Source organism: Streptomyces sp. NPDC041122 (assembly GCF_055592445.1).
The window spans coordinates 268,842-284,087 of the sequence record NZ_JBVIYQ010000004.1; the positions used below are offsets into that span (position 1 = coordinate 268,842).

18 protein-coding genes and 1 riboswitch are annotated in these 15,246 nt (G+C 71.3%); of the genes, 7 read left to right on the forward strand and 11 right to left on the reverse strand.

The annotated features are described in order from the left end of the window. Positions 1–41: 41 nt before the first annotated feature. Positions 42–497 carry an SSI family serine proteinase inhibitor gene (locus ACZ6B8_RS17280; protein ID WP_471607714.1) on the reverse strand — a complete coding sequence of 152 codons (456 nt, stop codon included), beginning with the start codon at positions 495–497 and terminating at the stop codon, positions 42–44. 210 nt (positions 498–707) lie between these two features. Between ACZ6B8_RS17280 and ACZ6B8_RS17285 the strand changes: the two genes are divergently transcribed. Continuing rightward, positions 708–1,442: a lysophospholipid acyltransferase family protein gene (locus ACZ6B8_RS17285; protein WP_471607715.1), complete on the forward strand. Its 735-nt coding sequence runs from the start codon at positions 708–710 to the stop codon at positions 1,440–1,442. A 139-nt stretch (positions 1,443–1,581) separates the two neighbouring features. Then, a complete protein-coding gene (locus ACZ6B8_RS17290; protein ID WP_471607920.1) occupies positions 1,582–2,613 on the forward strand; it encodes an NAD-dependent epimerase/dehydratase family protein in 1,032 nt (343 codons plus the stop codon). A gap of 76 nt (positions 2,614–2,689) precedes the next feature. Here ACZ6B8_RS17290 and ACZ6B8_RS17295 read toward each other — a convergent pair whose 3' ends face one another. The 8 genes from ACZ6B8_RS17295 to ACZ6B8_RS17330 all read right to left on the reverse strand — a co-directional run bounded on the left by ACZ6B8_RS17295 (position 2,690) and on the right by ACZ6B8_RS17330 (position 9,875). Beyond that, the gene (locus ACZ6B8_RS17295) at positions 2,690–4,327 is read right to left on the reverse strand and encodes an alpha/beta hydrolase (RefSeq protein WP_471083405.1); all 1,638 of its coding nucleotides are present in this window, start codon (positions 4,325–4,327) and stop codon (positions 2,690–2,692) included. A gap of 193 nt (positions 4,328–4,520) precedes the next feature. After that, positions 4,521–5,264: an urease accessory protein UreD gene (locus tag ACZ6B8_RS17300; protein WP_471607921.1), complete on the reverse strand. Its 744-nt coding sequence runs from the start codon at positions 5,262–5,264 to the stop codon at positions 4,521–4,523. 125 nt (positions 5,265–5,389) lie between these two features. After that, positions 5,390–6,073 carry an urease accessory protein UreG gene (ureG, locus tag ACZ6B8_RS17305; protein ID WP_471607716.1) on the reverse strand — a complete coding sequence of 228 codons (684 nt, stop codon included), beginning with the start codon at positions 6,071–6,073 and terminating at the stop codon, positions 5,390–5,392. 162 nt (positions 6,074–6,235) lie between these two features. Next, positions 6,236–6,910 carry an urease accessory protein UreF gene (locus ACZ6B8_RS17310; RefSeq protein ID WP_471607717.1) on the reverse strand — a complete coding sequence of 225 codons (675 nt, stop codon included), beginning with the start codon at positions 6,908–6,910 and terminating at the stop codon, positions 6,236–6,238. Positions 6,911–6,940: 30 nt separating this feature from the next. After that, a complete protein-coding gene (locus ACZ6B8_RS17315) occupies positions 6,941–8,662 on the reverse strand; it encodes an urease subunit alpha (protein ID WP_471083397.1) in 1,722 nt (573 codons plus the stop codon). After that, the gene (locus ACZ6B8_RS17320; protein ID WP_471607922.1) at positions 8,655–8,966 is read right to left on the reverse strand and encodes an urease subunit beta; all 312 of its coding nucleotides are present in this window, start codon (positions 8,964–8,966) and stop codon (positions 8,655–8,657) included. Before ACZ6B8_RS17320 ends, ACZ6B8_RS17315 begins: the two co-directional genes overlap by 8 nt. Before the next feature lie 49 nt (positions 8,967–9,015). After that, entirely contained in the window at positions 9,016–9,318 is a 303-nt protein-coding gene (locus ACZ6B8_RS17325) for an urease subunit gamma (protein ID WP_355806842.1), read from the reverse strand. Positions 9,319–9,584: 266 nt separating this feature from the next. After that, positions 9,585–9,875, reverse strand: a complete 291-nt coding sequence (locus ACZ6B8_RS17330; RefSeq protein WP_471607718.1) for a type II toxin-antitoxin system Phd/YefM family antitoxin — start codon at positions 9,873–9,875, stop codon at positions 9,585–9,587. A gap of 209 nt (positions 9,876–10,084) precedes the next feature. Between ACZ6B8_RS17330 and ACZ6B8_RS17335 the strand changes: the two genes are divergently transcribed. The 3 genes from ACZ6B8_RS17335 to ACZ6B8_RS17345 all read left to right on the forward strand — a co-directional run bounded on the left by ACZ6B8_RS17335 (position 10,085) and on the right by ACZ6B8_RS17345 (position 12,046). After that, positions 10,085–10,720, forward strand: coding sequence for an ATP-dependent Clp protease proteolytic subunit (locus ACZ6B8_RS17335; protein WP_471607719.1), 636 nt, complete (start codon positions 10,085–10,087; stop codon positions 10,718–10,720). A gap of 7 nt (positions 10,721–10,727) precedes the next feature. Then, positions 10,728–11,036, forward strand: a complete 309-nt coding sequence (locus ACZ6B8_RS17340) for a hypothetical protein (protein ID WP_471083388.1) — start codon at positions 10,728–10,730, stop codon at positions 11,034–11,036. Between the two features lie 357 nt (positions 11,037–11,393). Then, a riboswitch (cyclic di-AMP (ydaO/yuaA leader) is annotated at positions 11,394–11,569 on the forward strand. 3 nt (positions 11,570–11,572) lie between these two features. Beyond that, complete coding sequence (locus ACZ6B8_RS17345; RefSeq protein WP_471607720.1) at positions 11,573–12,046, forward strand: C40 family peptidase; 474 nt, start codon at positions 11,573–11,575, stop codon at positions 12,044–12,046. Between the two features lie 57 nt (positions 12,047–12,103). Here ACZ6B8_RS17345 and ACZ6B8_RS17350 read toward each other — a convergent pair whose 3' ends face one another. After that, positions 12,104–12,556: an ATP-binding protein gene (locus ACZ6B8_RS17350; protein ID WP_471083382.1), complete on the reverse strand. Its 453-nt coding sequence runs from the start codon at positions 12,554–12,556 to the stop codon at positions 12,104–12,106. Positions 12,557–12,828: 272 nt separating this feature from the next. On the opposite strand from ACZ6B8_RS17350, the gene ACZ6B8_RS17355 reads away from it, so the two are divergent. Next, positions 12,829–13,692, forward strand: a complete 864-nt coding sequence (locus ACZ6B8_RS17355) for a helix-turn-helix domain-containing protein (protein ID WP_471083379.1) — start codon at positions 12,829–12,831, stop codon at positions 13,690–13,692. A gap of 9 nt (positions 13,693–13,701) precedes the next feature. Further along, positions 13,702–13,926, forward strand: a complete 225-nt coding sequence (locus ACZ6B8_RS17360; RefSeq protein WP_471083376.1) for a DUF397 domain-containing protein — start codon at positions 13,702–13,704, stop codon at positions 13,924–13,926. A 32-nt stretch (positions 13,927–13,958) separates the two neighbouring features. Here the strand turns inward: ACZ6B8_RS17360 and ACZ6B8_RS17365 are convergent, their stop codons facing one another. Beyond that, positions 13,959–15,167 (reverse strand): 8-amino-7-oxononanoate synthase, encoded by a 1,209-nt coding sequence (locus ACZ6B8_RS17365; protein ID WP_471607721.1) that lies wholly within the window; start codon positions 15,165–15,167, stop codon positions 13,959–13,961. Positions 15,168–15,246 lie beyond the last annotated feature (79 nt).

The following is a 15,246-nucleotide window of genomic DNA, read 5'->3' on the forward strand; positions in this document are numbered from 1 at the left end:
CGCCTGGGCCCAGACGGCCCGGCAGAACTCGTCAGAACCCGTCAGAAGCGGAAGACGTGACCGGTGTCGCTCTCCATGACGCAGGCGTTCGGGTAGGTCTTGTGCCAGCTGACGTCCCGGCCCCGGAACGTGCCGGTGGCGGTCGCGGTGACCGGCTCGAACTCCTTCGTGCACACCCGCGGGGCCGCCCGGAGGGCCTCGAGGTCGCCGGCCGCGTCGCCGATCTCCGCACAGGCCTCGGCCGCCGCGGGATGGTGCCCTGACGGCTTCGGCTCGCACTGCAGCAGCACCCCACGGACCCAGGTGTTCCCGTCGCCCGAGAGGGTGAGGAAGAGCCCGCGGTTCGGGGCGGGAGCGGCGTCCGCCGCCTGGGCGGGGACGGCCGCGGCGAGCGCGATGAGGGTGACGGCCGCGAGAGCGAGCGGGCGCGTGCGGCGCGTGCCGACACGGGTGGAGCGGGCGCTCGTGGGGACCGGGTTCATGAGGGCCGGGCTCATGCTGACCTCCGGAAGGGGGTTCGGTGACGTTCCGTGGTGGCGGGAACGCCGGGCAGAGGCCAGGGCACTCCCCGTACGGGCCGCCGACCCAGCCGCCGCGCCGGTCGGTCCCCCGCGCGGCCGCACGCAAGGGCCCGAACGGGCTCTCGCATCCGCGCCGTCGATTGGCTACTGTGCGTCGGCACCGGGTCGAGGGGGAAGGCTGCCGCCATGTTCTACCTACTGCTCAAGCACGTGATCCTCGGCCCACTGCTCCGGGTGATGTTCCGGCCGAGGATCGAGGGACTGGAGCATGTGCCCGACAACGGCGCGGCGATCGTCGCTGGCAACCATCTGTCGTTCTCCGACCACTTCCTGATGCCGGCGATCATCAAGCGCCGGATCACCTTCCTCGCTAAGGCCGAGTACTTCACGGGGCCCGGCATCAAGGGCCGGCTGATCGCCGCGTTCTTCCGCAGCGCCGGACAGATCCCGGTGGACCGCTCCGGCAGGGAGGCGGGCCAGGCCGCCATCCGTGAGGGGCTCGGCGTACTGCGCAAGGGCGAGCTCCTCGGCATCTATCCGGAGGGCACCCGCTCGCACGACGGGCGGTTGTACAAGGGCAAGGTCGGCGTCGCGGCGATGGCGCTCAAGGCGCAGGTGCCGGTGGTCCCGTGCGCCATGATCGGCACGTTCGAGGCCCAGCCGCCCGGCCGGAAGGTCCCGAAACTGAAGCGCGTGACGATCCGCTTCGGCGAGCCCCTCGACTTCTCCCGTTACGTCGGTATGGACGGCGAGAAGGCGGTGCTGCGGGCCGTCACCGACGAGATCATGTACGCGATCCTCGGGCTCTCCGGACAGGAGTACGTGGACAAGTACGCGGCGGTGGTGAAGGCGGAGGAGGCGGAACGCGCCGCGGCGGGCGTCAGGGAGCCGCGGAAGTTCCCACGGATGCCGCTGAGCTGACGGGCTTGCCCCCCTGCCCCTGGCGCCGGTGCAACCGCCGGGGTGCGGTCCGGCCAGGGCCGGGGCCCGTCTCTGCTGAGAGCAGATGCCGTCCCGTGGAGCGCCCCACAGGACGTACGGTCCGATCATGAAGAACGCGATGGTGATCGGAGCGACGGGACAGACCGGGCGCGTGACGGTCGGGGCACTGGCCCAGGACGGCTGGGCGGTGACGGCGGCGTCCCGGGGAGCGGGGCGTGACGAAGGGTGGCCCGAGGACGTGCGGGTCGTGCGTCTCGATCGCGAGGATGACGCGGCGCTCGCCGACGTGCTCGGCGACGGCGTGGATCTGGTGGTCGACACGGTGGCGTTCACCGCGGCGCACGCCCGGCAGTACGCCCGCCTCGCCGACCGGATCGGGTCGGCTGTGGTGCTCTCCAGCGGGACGGTGTACGAGGACGAGCAGGGCCGCAATTTCGATACCCAGGACGAGACGGACGGCTTCCCCCGCCTTCCCGTGCCGATTCCGGAGACGCAGCGCACGGTGGCGCCGGGCGACGGCAGCTACAGCACCCGCAAGGCCGAACTGGAGCGTGAACTGCTCGCGCTCGGTGACCGGCTGCCGGTGACGATGGTGCGGGCCGGGGCGATCCACGGGCCGCACTGCCGTGCGCCGCGCGAGCTGTACTTCGTGAAGCGGAATCTGGACGGCCGACGTACACGTGTGCTCTCGTACGGCGGACTCAGCCGCTTCCACCCGGTGAGCGTGCACAACATCGCGGAGCTGGTACGGCTCGCCGCCGCGAAGCCCGGCGCCCGGGTGATCAACGCGGGCGATCCCCACGCGCCCACGGTCGCCGAGATCGGCGCGGCCGTGGACGCCGTGATGGGCTTCCGGAGCGAGACGGTGACCGTGCCCGGCGCGGCGCCCCACCAAAACGTCGGCGTCACGCCGTGGTCCACGGCGCATCCGGTCGTCTACGACATGTCCGCCGCGGAGCGCGAACTCGGCTACCGCGCGGTGACGACGTACGACGAGGCGCTGGAAGAGACCGTCTCCTGGATCACCCGGCGGCTGGCGGGCCGGGACTGGCGCGAGGCGTTCCCGGCGATGGCCGCGGCCTACGACCCGTCGACCGACCTCTTCGACTACGCGGCGGAGGACACCTGGCTGAGGGGCCGCAAGGCCTGAGGCCGTACACCGAACCGGCCGCCACCGGGTTAAAGCACCCGATGACGGCCGGTTCGGCGTCAGTTCCTTGCGGCCGCTACGGCTTCGGTGTGGCGTGCGGGCCGCAGGTCACGTCCGAGGCGTCCGACGTGCCGGTCAACAGGTAGGTGTCGACACGGTTGTTGACGCACGGGTTGACGAGTCCGGTGACCCCGTGGGAACCGGCTCCCTTCTCCGTGATCATGCGGGAGCCCTTGAGCCGCTTGTGCAGTTCGACGGCGCCCGTGTACGGGGTGGCCGCGTCACGCGTGGACTGCACGATCAGCGTCTTCGGCAGACCCTTGTGGCTGCGGACCTCCAGCGGGGTCTGCTGCTTGCTCGACCAGGTCGCGCAGGGCAGGTTCATCCAGGCGTTGGCCCAGGTCATGAAGGGGCTCGTCCGGTGGATGCGGGAGTTGTCGCGGTCCCACTTCTGCCAGCTGCGCGGCCACTTGGCGTCCGCGCACTCGACGGCCGTGTAGACGGCGTTGCTGTTCTCCGAGGCGGCGTTGCCGGCCTTGTCGCTCAGGTCGGGGCTGGCCGCCGCGATGAGGGGCTTGGGGTCCCCGGCGACGTACTTGCTCCAGTTCGTGGCGATCTCGACCCAGGAGGAGTCGTAGTACGGCGCGCTCTGGAAGTACGCGATGAGTTCGGCCGGACCGACCACCCCGTCCAGGGGCTGCCTCTTCGCGGTGGCGCGCAGCTCGTCCCACTGGGCGCGGACCTTGCCCACGGTGGTGCCGAGGTGGAAGGCGGAGTCGTTCTTCGCGACCCACTTCATCCAGTCGGCAAGGCGCTTCTCGAAGGCGACGTCCTGGTCGAGGTTGACCTGGTACCAGATCTTGTCCCGCGAGGGGTCCACCACGGAGTCGAAGACCATGCGGCGGATGTGGGTCGGGAAGAGGGTGCTGTAGACGGCGCCCAGGTAGGTGCCGTAGGAGACACCGAGGTAGTTGAGCTTCTTCTCGCCGAGCGCGGCACGGATGACGTCCAGGTCACGGGCGGTGTTGGGCGTCGTCATGTGCGGGAGGAGGCGACCGCTGCGCTCCTGGCACCCGTCCGCGTACGCGGCGGCGAGCTTGCGCTGGGCCCGCTTGTCGGCCTCGCTGTCGGGGACCGGGTCCGGCTTCGGGGCCTTCACGAACTCCTGCGGGTCCACGCAGGACACGGGCGCGGAGTGGCCGACGCCGCGCGGCTCGAAGCCCACGAAGTCGTAGGCCTTCGCGGTCTTCTTCCAGAGCTCGCTCTTGGTGGTCACCCGGCGCGGGAAGCGCAGGCCCGAGCCGCCGGGGCCGCCCGGGTTGTAGAGGAGGGCGCCCTGGCGGTCGCTCTTGTCACCGGTGTTGCCGATACGGTCGACGGCGAGCTTGATCTTCTTGCCGTCGGGCTTGGCGTAGTCCAGCGGGACGGTGACCCAGCCGCACTGGATGGGCTTCTCGAGCCCCCAGTCGGCGGGGCAGTCCCGCCAGTCGATGCCGGCCTTCGCCGCGCGCTGGGCGGCGAGCGCGGCACCGCGGGCCTCACGGTCCTTGCCGGAACGGGCCGCGACGCCGCTGCCCGCACCGGCCTCGGCGTTCGCCGTCGGCGCCGCGACGGCGCCGGCTATGAGCGTCGCCGCGACGAGGGCACCCGCAGAACCGAGCACCGCCGTCCGTCTGGTCCCTGGGGTCCTTCTCAAGTGAGGCCTCCCGCACATCGATTCGAGCAGATTCGATCAGTACGAGGGATCCTTGCGCCTGCGAGGTGGCCGAGAACAGATGGGACGGGTGTTCTTTACCAATCCGATAAACGGAACGGGATGCCCCGGTGAGCGGAACGTGCACGCTCTCCGGCGGCCCGCATCCCCTCACCGGCGAGACCGGCCCGCGCCGTGGGCGGGCGGGCTGCGTTCAGCCCAGCCGCCGCAGGGCCTCGTCCAGGGCCTTCCTGACGAGCAGCGCGTCCGGCGCGACGGCGGTGACCAACACCGCGGCGCCCGCGAGGGGAGTGAGCGCCGCCCACTCCCCCAAGAGCGCGGGGGGAGGCTTCTCGTCTTCGAACTCGGGTCGCACCACGAGGAGTTGGCCGACGGCACGGCGTCCCGACAGGACGGCCGGGCCGTCCCAGCCGCCCGGCGCGCCGGGGCCGCAGGAGAGCTCCTGGTCCAGGAGCGGGCGGCCGGCGCGGTGCAGGGTGAGGCGGCTGGTGAGGCGGCCCGGGGGCTCGCCGGTGCGACCGAGGACCTGCTCCTCGCGGAACACCAGGCGGGCCCCCGCCGCGAGGTCCACGCGCGTGGTCACGCGCAGGTCGCTGTCGCACACCGAGATCAACTGCTCGGGCAGCCAGCGCAGTTCCGCGCCGTCGTCGACCGTCAGTCGTACGTCGTACCGTGCCGTCGCCTCCTGCTGGCCCGGCAGCGCGATGGTGGCCGCCGCCGAGCCGACGTGCAGCGCCGCGCCCGGGCGGACCGTCGCCTCCACGGTGAGGTGGTCGCCGCCGAGGGGGCCGCTCATCGCGCCGACCAGCGTGACGTGCGCCGCCGGTCCGGTGGAACGGGTGCGGCGCAGGGCGAGCGGTCCCTCGCCGTCGAGGACGGGCAGGGAGGTGCGGCCGCGGGCGTCGGCACGCGCCTCGACCCGCGCGGTGGCGCGGATGCCCGCGCCACCGGTGACGCGGGGCGCACCCGTGACCGCAGACGCCGTCGGCGGGCGGGTGCCCGTGCCCGTCGAGGTCGCCTGCGGGCGCGCGCTCGCGTCCTCCCGCTGGGCCAGGTCCACCGTCACGCCGACGCGGTCCACGCCGCGTACTGCGCACGGACCCAGGCGGCGACCGGCCCGACACCCTCGGCCGACCGCAACGACTGGAAGGCCACCGGGAGTTCGGCGCGCTGCGCCTTCGCGTCGGCGGCCATCCGGGCGAGGTCGGAGCCGACGTGCGGGGCGAGGTCGGTCTTGTTGACGACCAGCAGGTCGGCCGTGGAGACGCCGGGGCCGCCCTTGCGCGGGATGTCGTCGCCGCCCGCGACGTCGATGACGAAGATCTGCGCGTCGACGAGGCCCTTGGAGAAGGTGGCCGTGAGGTTGTCGCCGCCGGACTCGACGAGGATCAGGCCGAGCGGGCCGACCTCGTCCTCCAGGTCCTCCACCGCCTCCAGGTTGGCGGAGATGTCGTCGCGGATGGCGGTGTGCGGGCAGGCACCGGTCTCCACGGCGGTGATGCGCTCGGGCGGCAGGACGGCCTCGCGCAGCAGGAACTCGGCGTCCTCGCGGGTGTAGATGTCGTTCGTGACGACGGCGAGGGAGAGCTCGTCGCGCAGCTCGCGGCAGAGCGCGGCGACGGTCGCGGTCTTTCCGGAGCCGACCGGGCCGCCGAGCCCGATGCGCAGTGCGCGGCGGGTGCCGTCGGGACGGTGGGCGTCGGCGCTGACGGCGGCGGGACCGTCGTGCGAGTGGTCCAGATGCATGGTGCAGCTCCTTCAGGTGATGCCAGTGATGCCTGTAGTGCCAGTGGTCCGGGATGGTGAGAGGTCCGCGCCGGATGCGCGTCCGGCTTCGTCGCGGTGCCGTGAGCCGCCGTGACGTGCCGTCGAGTGTCACGACGTGTCTCGGCGCGCCGTGGCGTGCTGTCAGGAGGCGAAGAGCCGTACCGACCAGCCGGCGTGCGCCTCCGCGCTGATCTCCAGGAGCGGCGCCGACGCCGCGGGCAGGGCCGCGACGCCCTCGTCGGCGGCGCGTCTCGCCGCGTCGGCCGCCCGCAGAGCCACGTCGTCTAGGTCCGGGGCGAGCCGGGCCAGGACGGCCGTGGCGTCGAACGGGTCGAGGCTGAGCAGCCGCACGGTGGCCGTCGCCGGCCCGCTGATCCCCTCGTACGCCGAGCAGTACGCGGCGTCGTCGGGCCCGAGCCCCGCCGCGCGGGCGGCGAGGCCGAGGACCACGGGCTGATGCGCCCCCTTGGGGAACTGCCGTGCCAGCGCGTCGAGTTCGGGGTGGGGCCAGGTGGCGCGGGCGGCCCGCATCATCTGGCGGCCGAGCCGGCGCGCGGCCGTGCGCAGGGCGGGCGAGGGGGTGCGGGCGTCCGCGGCCTCGTCCAGGGTGACCGGGTCGATGCCGAGGGCGGCGGCCGCCGCCAGGGCCGCCGACACCAGCCCGGAGGTGTGCAGCCGACCCCGGCAGAACGTCTCCAGGCTCGCGGCGCCGGTGATCCGGCCCGCCTTGACGGCCGCCTCGGCCCCGCCGGAGTGGGCGTGCCCGCCGGCGGGGAAGCGGCCGTCGGCCAGGACGAGGAATGCTGCTCGTGACATGAGAATCGTCGCCTGAACGTTGCGGGGCCGTCAGAAGAGGAAGTACCGCTGGGCGAGCGGAAGTTCGACGGCCGGTGACGGTTCGACGAGTTCGCCGTCGATGGTGACGGCGAAGCTGTCCGGCGCGACCTCGACCCGGGGCAGCGCGTCGTTCTCGTACATGTCGGCCTTGCTGCGGCCCCGGGTGGAGCGGATGGCGGCGAACGGCTTGTCCAGGCCGAGGCGTTCGGGGAGCCCGTCGTCCAGTGCCGACTGCGTCACGAAGTTGATCGAGTTGAGGCTCGGGGCTTTGCCGTGCGCCCCGTACATGCGGCGCGGCAGGACCGGCTGCGGGGTCGGGATGGAGGCGTTGGCGTCGCCCATCTGCGCGTAGGCGATCTGGCCGCCCTTGAGGACCAGCTGCGGCTTGACGCCGAAGAACGCCGGCTCCCACAGCACCAGGTCGGCGAGCTTGCCGGGTTCGACCGAGCCGAGCTCGTGGTCGATGCCCTGGGCGACGGCCGCGTTGATCGTGTACTTGGCGACATAGCGACGCGCACGACGGTTGTCGGCGCGGAGGTCGCCCGGCAGGAATCCCCTGCGCCGCTTCATGACGTGGGCGGTCTGCCAGGTACGCATGATGACTTCGCCGATGCGGCCCATGGCCTGGGAGTCCGAGGACATGATCGAGATGGCGCCGAGATCGTGCAGGATGTCCTCCGCCCCGATGGTGGAGGGGCGGATGCGGGACTCCGCGAAGGCGAGGTCCTCGGGCACGGCCGGGTTGAGGTGGTGGCAGACCATCAGCATGTCGAGGTGCTCCTCGACGGTGTTGACGGTGTGCGGCCGGGTCGGGTTGGTGGAGCTCGGCAGCATGTTGGGGAGCGATACCGCCGTGATCATGTCGGGGGCGTGACCGCCACCCGCGCCCTCCACGTGGAAGGCGTGCAGGGTGCGCCCCGCGACCGCGTCGAACGTCGCGTCGATGAAGCCCGCCTCGTTCAACGTGTCGGTGTGTACAGCCAGTTGGGCACCGGTCTCCTCGCACACGGTGAGGCAGGCGTCGATGCTGGCGGGCGTGGCCCCCCAGTCCTCGTGGATCTTGAAGCTGACGGCGCCGGCGCGCAGTTGGGCGTGCATCGACTCGGCGTTGACCGTGTTGCCCTTGCCGAGGAAGCCGATGTTGACGGGGCTGGACTCCAGCGCCGCGAACATCCGGGACAGGTGCCAGGCGCCGGGCGTGATGGTGGTCGCCTTGCTGCCCTCGGCGGGGCCGGTGCCGCCGCCGAAGAGGGTGGTGACGCCGGAGGCGAGCGCCTCGTCGACGATGGTCGGCGAGATGAAGTGGATGTGGGTGTCGATGCCGCCCGCGGTGAGTATCTTGCCGTTGCCCGCGATGACCTCGGTCTCCGGCCCGATGACGAGGTCGGGGTGGACGCCGTCCATCGTGTCCGGGTTGCCGGACTTTCCGACGCCGGTGATCCGGCCGTCGCGGATGCCGATGTCGGCCTTGACGATTCCCCAGTGATCGATGACGACCGCGCCGGTGATGACGGTGTCGGGTGCGCCTTCGGCACGCGTGGTGCGCGACTGGCCCATCGACTCGCGGATGACCTTGCCGCCGCCGAACACCGACTCGTCGCCGGACCGGCCCGGGCCGCCCGAGCGGTCCTCCTCGATCTCGATGAGCAGATCGGTGTCGGCCAGCCGGATCCGGTCGCCGGTCGTGGGGCCGAACAGATCGGCGTACGCGGCACGGGACAGCTCAGGCATCGAGGGCACCTCCGGTCTCACCGCGCAGGCCGGGCACGATGCGCTTGCCGGCCAGCGGGACGAGTTCGACGTCGACGGGGATTCCGGGCTCGAAGCGCACGGCGGTTCCCGCGGCCACGTTGAGCCGCTTTCCGTGCGCGGCGCCGCGGTCGAAGTCCAGACCCGGGTTGGCCTCGGCGAAGTGGTAGTGGGAGCCGACCTGTACGGGACGGTCGGCGGCGTTGAGGACGGTGAGGCGGGTGACCTCGCGGCCCACGTTGTAGGCGATGGGGTCGTCCGCGAAGAGGATCTCCCCGGGGACCATTCCCTGGCCCGTGCCGTGCGTTGCGGCATGCATGAGGCGCGAACTCCCGTCAGACGATCGGCTCGTGGACGGTGACGAGCTTCGTACCGTCCGGGAAGGTGGCCTCGACCTGGACGTCGTGGATCATCTCGGGGATGCCCTCCATGACGTCGTCACGCGTGAGGACACCGCGCCCCGAGGACATGAGCTCGGCGACCGAGCGGCCGTCGCGGGCGCCTTCGAGGATGTGCGAGGTGATGAGGGCGATGGCCTCGGGGTGGTTGAGCCGCAATCCCCGCGCCCTTCGCTTCTCGGCCACGTCCGCGGCCACATGGATGAGCAGTCTCTCCTGCTCGTGCGGGGTCAGTTGCACGCGTCCCACCTCAACAGTTCTCACTCCGAACCATGCGGGGTCCGGCTGCCGCGGCCACCGCGACGGATATAGATGTAACACACAGCGAAGGTGCGCGATCTTGCGCACCCCGGACAGGAAATCCGCTGGTGGCGTGGCACGGAAGGTAGTTGGGAGGAGTTTCAACGAGGTTAACCAGTCATTGACCGGCCCATGACCATCGACTGGTCTACGCCATACCCGTCGACCGAGCGGCGCCCCATTTGTCCATCCTGTGAATTCGCGCCCTACCTGGCGTCGGGGCCGCGGTGCTCCGCCGCTATGCCGAACCTCTGTCGCTCCGAGGAGCCGGGCGGCACGGAACCGAGCGAGGTGACGGTGCTGACCGTCCGCTCCTCCCCCGCCGCCTCCACGGCCTCCGCGAGCGCCTGGAGACGCTCCAGATCCTCGGCGGACACGAGGGCCACGAGCGGCTTGCCGTGCCGGGTGACGACGACGCGCTCGCCGCCGTACACGACGCGATTGATCAGCTCGGCGAACTCTGCGCGGGCTTGCGTCACCGGAATCTCGTAGGCCATGCGTCCAGCTTAAACGGCCCCCTTCCGGCACCAAGGGCACGAGCGATCCCCCGCACGGCGCGGCGCATGCCCCTCATTCCCCCCACCCCCTCTCCCCCTCGACGCACCTCCGGGATCCCTGGCGACACCGCACGAGGAGTACGTACGTCCTGTACATTCTGTACAGATCCCGGAGGTGCGCACCGCACCCGGAGGAAGAGAGGCGTGCCGTGAACCGTCCTTCTGCCCGTTACGTCCTGCCCGAGTTCACCGAACGCACCAGTTCGGGGACGCGGACCATGGACCCCTACTCCAAGCTCCTGGAAGAGCGGATCGTCTTCCTCGGCACTCCCATCGACGCCACCTCGGCGAACGACGTGATGGCGCAGTTCATGCACCTCGAGTACCAGGCGCCCGACCGCGACATCTCGCTGTACATCAACTCCCCGGGCGGCTCGTTCAGCGCCATGACGGCGATCTACGACACGATGCGGTTCGTGAGCTGTGACGTGGAGACGACCTGCCTCGGCCAGGCCGCGTCGGTCGCCGCCGTCCTGCTCGCCGCCGGGACGCCCGGCAAACGGTTCGCGCTGCCCGGCGCGCGCCTCCTGATCCGCCAGCCGGAGATCTCCGAGCCCCTTCAGGGACAGACGACCGATCTCGTCATCCAGGCGGACGAACTCCAGCGCACCAGGCGGCTGTTGGAGGAGCTGCTCGTCCGGCACACCGGACAGGGCCCCGACCGGATCACCGCGGACATCGAGCGGGACAAGATCCTCGACGCTCAAGGAGCCCTGGAGTACGGGTTCGTGGACCGGATCATCCCGAGCCGCAAGAGCTCGCTCGCGGCACGGGACGCGAGGTGACCCGCCCATGCTGCCTCCCGAGCTGCCGCCCCTGCCGGCCCTGACGGGCGCCGAGGCGGAGCTGGTCGACCGCTACCTGGAGGTCGTCGACCTGCTCGGCAGAATCAATCCGGCGCGCGCCGAGCACACTTATGGTGGCCTCAGGGCCGCCCAGGCGCTGGTCGGCCGGGCGAGCGCCCTGCGGGACGCGCTCGCCCTCATGCACCGGCGGGGGGAGAGTGAGGTGCACGCACCCACGCTCGCCCGGGCCTTGCGCGTCCTCGACGGCGAACGGCGCGCCGGCCGCGTCACCCTGCCGCCCCCGGCAGCCGGCTGAGCACCCGTCAACCGCCCACCGCTCGAAGCCGAAACGTCCGGGCCCCGCGCGAAACGGACCAGTCGGGCTACCCCGGACGGCGTATTTCCACCTCCTCCTTCACACGGGTTGCGGTTGCGCCCGACGACTACAGCAGGTCCGGAATAAGACGTTCCGTTGCTGGTCGAGCCGTCGTCAGACGACGTGTCGACTAGTCCATTTCGGTTGTGTCCACCTGAACAGGTCAGTCGTGAGGAGCCTCACAAAAAGCCGTTTCGGCTCGGTTTTCGGACCTGTTTCGGGTCAAGATCCCTTCCGACGACAAGCCCCCGCCACAACGGCGGGGCGGTCCGGGCGGACGCCGAGTCCTGCCGCCGCCCGGATGACCGGTCGACATCTGTGCAACGGCAGGAGTGGAGGACCCAGCACGACGGGCCCGTCCGGAAAGTCCGGGCGACGTCCTTGGGGTGAAGCCGCAGAGCACGACGCGGCCGGGCATCTTCGCCTGCCCGAACCCGACAGGTCATCCTTCACAGGCGGCTGACGAAGGGTTGCGCATGACCGCGCTGAATCACGTTCCGTCGCTGCTCAGCAGGACCGGTGCCGCATCGGTCCTCACGCTCGCAGTCGTAGGCGGCACCGTATTGGCCCCCGGGCTCACCTCCGAGGCCCAGGCAGCGACCCACGGGGCGAAGGCGCTCCAGATCGCGGCGTCGAAGAAGGGCGCCCCGTACGCCTACGGGGCCGTGGGGCCGCACCGGTTCGACTGCTCCGGCCTGACGCTCTACTCGTTCAAGCGAACGGGCAAGAAGCTCCCGCGCACCGCCGCCGCGCAGTACAACAAGACCACGCACGTCTCCAGGTCCCAGCGGTCCCGCGGTGACCTGGTGTTCTTCCACTCCGGGCGGAACGTCTACCACGTGGGCATCTACGCCGGGAACAACCGCATCTGGCACTCCCCCAAGACGGGGTCCGTGGTGCGCCTGGAGAAGATCTGGTCCAAGAGCGTCTGGTACGGCAGGGTCCGCTGACCCCGCAGATCCCTCGGCGACCGGCCTCCCGGTCCCCTGACGCCGTGGCGGCGCTCCTCAGTGGGCGGCGTCACGGGGTCTGCGCCGGACGGGCGCCCGCCAGGGAAGCGCGATCCACACGGTCTTGCCGCCCTCGTCGGTCGGGCTGACCGAGAGCCTGCCGCCGCACTCCGCGGTGAGCCAGCGGATGATGACCATGCCGCGGCCGTTGTCCTGCTGGACGGCGGCCGGGAGCCGCTTGGGGTAGCGCGGGTGGCTGTCGGTGACGCCGATCCGCAGGTGCTCGTCCCGGTCGAGTTCGAGGCCCACGGTGAAGGTCGGCGACTGCCCCAGGGTGTGCTGCACGGCGTTCGTGGCGAGCTCGGAGACGATGAGCCTGATCGTGTCCGACACCTCGGCGTCGGCGGGCAGTCCCCAGTCGTCGAGCACCCGCATCACGTACTTCCGGGCCGCTGGGACCGAGGCAGGATCGCTCGGCAGGGTGACGGAGGCTTCCTGATGGTCGGCCATGGCGACGCTGTCCCTTTCCCACCGGGACCGGTCTCCGACTGGCGGCGGATGACTCGAGGACCGTCCCGGGCTGGTGCTTCGCGCCAGCCTGCCACTCCTTGGCCGGTCACGCGTGGCGATCCACCGAGATGTGCATATATCTGTCGCTCGAAGCGGTGAACTCTGCTACGGCAGAACGTATTTGGGCACAGGACTCGTACTTCCTCTAATCTCCCGTACTGCCCCCGTCCTGCCGCCGGGTGACCTGGCGGCTCCGTCCGGAAGGAGCGGGCATGCAGTACGGCCCCGCGGTACGCCGGCGCCAGCTCGGCGCCGAACTGCGCGCGCTGCGCAGCGCGGCGGGACTCACCAGCAGTGAGGCCGCGGCCCGGCTGGGCTGGCACCAGTCGAAGGTGAGCCGCATCGAGACGGGCCGCAGCGGGGTGAAGGCGTCCGACGTGCGGCTGCTGCTCACCGCGTACCGGGTCGAGGACTCCCGGCGCAGCGAGCTGCTCATCGCCATCGCGGGCGCCGACGACCCCGGCGCGGGGCGTCAGCACTGGTGGCGGGCCTACCGCGATCTGCTGCCCGCCACCTACCGCGATTTCATCAGCCTGGAATCGCAGGCGAGCGGCGTGCGCACCCTGGAGACCAGCGTGGTCCCCGGCTTGCTGCAGACCCCGGACTACGCGCGCGCGGTGACCCGGGCGGCGCTCTGCGGGCTGCCGGAGAAGCAGGTCGACGCGTTGGTGGAGGTGCGCCTCGCCCGGCAGGACGTGCTCCGCGCGGACCCGCCGCTGCGACTGAGCGTGGTCATGGACGAGGCCGTGCTGCACCGGCCGGTGGGCGGAAAGCCGGTCCTGGCGGGGCAGTTGGCGCGGTTGCGGGAGGCGTCGCAGCTGCCTCATGTCCGGATTCAGGTGCTGCCGTTCGCCGCCGGCGAGCATGCGGGTCTGATCGGTTCTTTCGTTATCTTTTCATTTCCGGACATTGCTGATCTGGATGTGGTTGTTCTCGACCACTTGACGAGTAGCCTCTACCTCGAACGGAAAGAAGACCTCCAGGCGTACACGGAGGCCTTCAACTCCCTTCAGGCACAGGCGCTTTCACCCGAGGAATCAACGGAATTCATCGCCGGACTAGGTAACGGCGCGTAAGGAGGCACCATGATCGCAATGCCTCGGTACGTACCTTCCAGCACGACGCTCCAAGGTGCGCGGTGGCAGCGCAGCAGCTACAGCAACGGAATGAACAACTGTGTCGAGACGGCCACCCTCGACTCGGGTCCGCCGACCGGCCTGTGCGCCGTGCGTGACTCGAAGGACATCGCAGGGCCCGCCCTGCTGTTCTCCCCCGGCCCCTGGGAGACGTTCGTCAACAGCCTCCGGTGAGCCGGCCCGGCCTCCCGCGGGCCGGGCACGCTTCACCGGGGTGCTCTGCGGCTGATCACCCGGACCGCATCGGCGATCATCGCGTCGGTGAGGTCGGCCCGGGCGGTCAGCCGCAGTCGTGAGATGCCGTCGGGCACCGACGGCGGCCGGAAGCAGCCCACCGCGAGCCCGTCGGACCGGCAGTCGGCCGCCCACTGCACGGCCTGTTCCGGTGACGGCGCGCGCACCGAGACGACGGCGGCGTCGGGGCGCACCGCCGAGAGCCCCTCGGCCGTGAGGCGCCGGTGCAGCTCGGCCGCGACCTCGCGGGCGCGGGCGGCGCGTCCGGGTTCGCGGCGCAGCAGGCGCAGGGCTGCCAGGGCGGCGCCGGCCGCGGCGGGCGCGAGACCCGTGTCGAAGATGAACGTACGGGCCGCGTTCACCAGGTGCTCGATGACCCGGGCCGGGCCGAGGACGGCGCCGCCCTGACTGCCGAGGGACTTGGAGAGGGTGAGGGTGACGACGGTGTCGTCCGCGCCCGCGAGCCCCGTCGCGTGCGGGGCACCACGGCCGCCGTCGCCCAGCACGCCGAGGCCGTGGGCGTCGTCGACGATCAGCCCCGCGCCGGTCTCCCGGCAGACCGCGGCGAGTTCGGCGAGCGGCGCCATGTCGCCGTCCACCGAGAACACCGAGTCGGACACCACGACCGCGGGACCGTCGTGGCCTTCCAGCGTCTTGCGCACCGCTTCGGGGTCGGCGTGCGGCACCACCTGTGTCGTACCGCGGGCCAGCCGGCAGCCGTCGATCAGCGACGCGTGGTTGCCCGCGTCGGAGACGATCAGCGTGCCGTGCGGGGCGAGCGCGGTGACGGCCGCCAGGTTCGCCGCGTAGCCCGAGGAGAAGACGAGCGCCGCCTCGAAGCCGCAGAAGTCGGCGAGCTCGCGCTCCAGTTCGGCGTGCAGTTCCGTGGTGCCGGTGACGAGCCGGGAGCCGGTGGCGCCACCGCCCCAGCGCCGGGCCGCGGCCGCGGCGCCCTCGGTGGTCTCCGGGTGCCTGGTCAGGCCGAGGTAGTCGTTGCCCGCGAGGTCGAGGAGGCCGTCCGCGTCGGCGGGGCGCGGGCGCAGGGTGCGGACGAGTCCGGCGTCGGCGCGCAGCCGCGCCTGTTCGTCGAGCCAGCCGAACGCCGTGCCCGACGGGGAGTCGTGGGACGCGCCGCTCGGCTGGGTGGGCGTGCCCGGCACGGGGTGGCTGTTTGTAGACATTGCACAGACCTTAGCCGTCGTGCCACCTGGCCAGTATGTGGCAATACCCACACCTCAAACCGGTTCTGTTGTGCGAACT

Excerpts from the sequence above, each read along its gene's own strand:
- ACZ6B8_RS17280 (WP_471607714.1), bottom strand. The coding sequence starts at position 497 with ATGAGCCCGGCCCTCATGAACCCGGTCCCCACGAGCGCCCGCTCCACC.
- ACZ6B8_RS17285 (WP_471607715.1), top strand. The coding sequence starts at position 708 with ATGTTCTACCTACTGCTCAAGCACGTGATCCTCGGCCCACTGCTCCGG.
- ACZ6B8_RS17290 (WP_471607920.1), top strand. The coding sequence starts at position 1,582 with ATGGTGATCGGAGCGACGGGACAGACCGGGCGCGTGACGGTCGGGGCA.
- ACZ6B8_RS17295 (WP_471083405.1), bottom strand. The coding sequence starts at position 4,327 with ATGTGCGGGAGGCCTCACTTGAGAAGGACCCCAGGGACCAGACGGACG.
- ureG (WP_471607716.1), bottom strand. The coding sequence starts at position 6,073 with ATGCATCTGGACCACTCGCACGACGGTCCCGCCGCCGTCAGCGCCGAC.
- ACZ6B8_RS17310 (WP_471607717.1), bottom strand. The coding sequence starts at position 6,910 with ATGTCACGAGCAGCATTCCTCGTCCTGGCCGACGGCCGCTTCCCCGCC.
- ACZ6B8_RS17315 (WP_471083397.1), bottom strand. The coding sequence starts at position 8,662 with ATGCCTGAGCTGTCCCGTGCCGCGTACGCCGATCTGTTCGGCCCCACG.
- ACZ6B8_RS17320 (WP_471607922.1), bottom strand. The coding sequence starts at position 8,966 with ATGGTCCCCGGGGAGATCCTCTTCGCGGACGACCCCATCGCCTACAAC.
- ACZ6B8_RS17330 (WP_471607718.1), bottom strand. The coding sequence starts at position 9,875 with ATGGCCTACGAGATTCCGGTGACGCAAGCCCGCGCAGAGTTCGCCGAG.
- ACZ6B8_RS17340 (WP_471083388.1), top strand. The coding sequence starts at position 10,728 with ATGCTGCCTCCCGAGCTGCCGCCCCTGCCGGCCCTGACGGGCGCCGAG.
- ACZ6B8_RS17345 (WP_471607720.1), top strand. The coding sequence starts at position 11,573 with ATGACCGCGCTGAATCACGTTCCGTCGCTGCTCAGCAGGACCGGTGCC.
- ACZ6B8_RS17350 (WP_471083382.1), bottom strand. The coding sequence starts at position 12,556 with ATGGCCGACCATCAGGAAGCCTCCGTCACCCTGCCGAGCGATCCTGCC.
- ACZ6B8_RS17355 (WP_471083379.1), top strand. The coding sequence starts at position 12,829 with ATGCAGTACGGCCCCGCGGTACGCCGGCGCCAGCTCGGCGCCGAACTG.
- ACZ6B8_RS17360 (WP_471083376.1), top strand. The coding sequence starts at position 13,702 with ATGATCGCAATGCCTCGGTACGTACCTTCCAGCACGACGCTCCAAGGT.
- ACZ6B8_RS17365 (WP_471607721.1), bottom strand. The coding sequence starts at position 15,167 with ATGTCTACAAACAGCCACCCCGTGCCGGGCACGCCCACCCAGCCGAGC.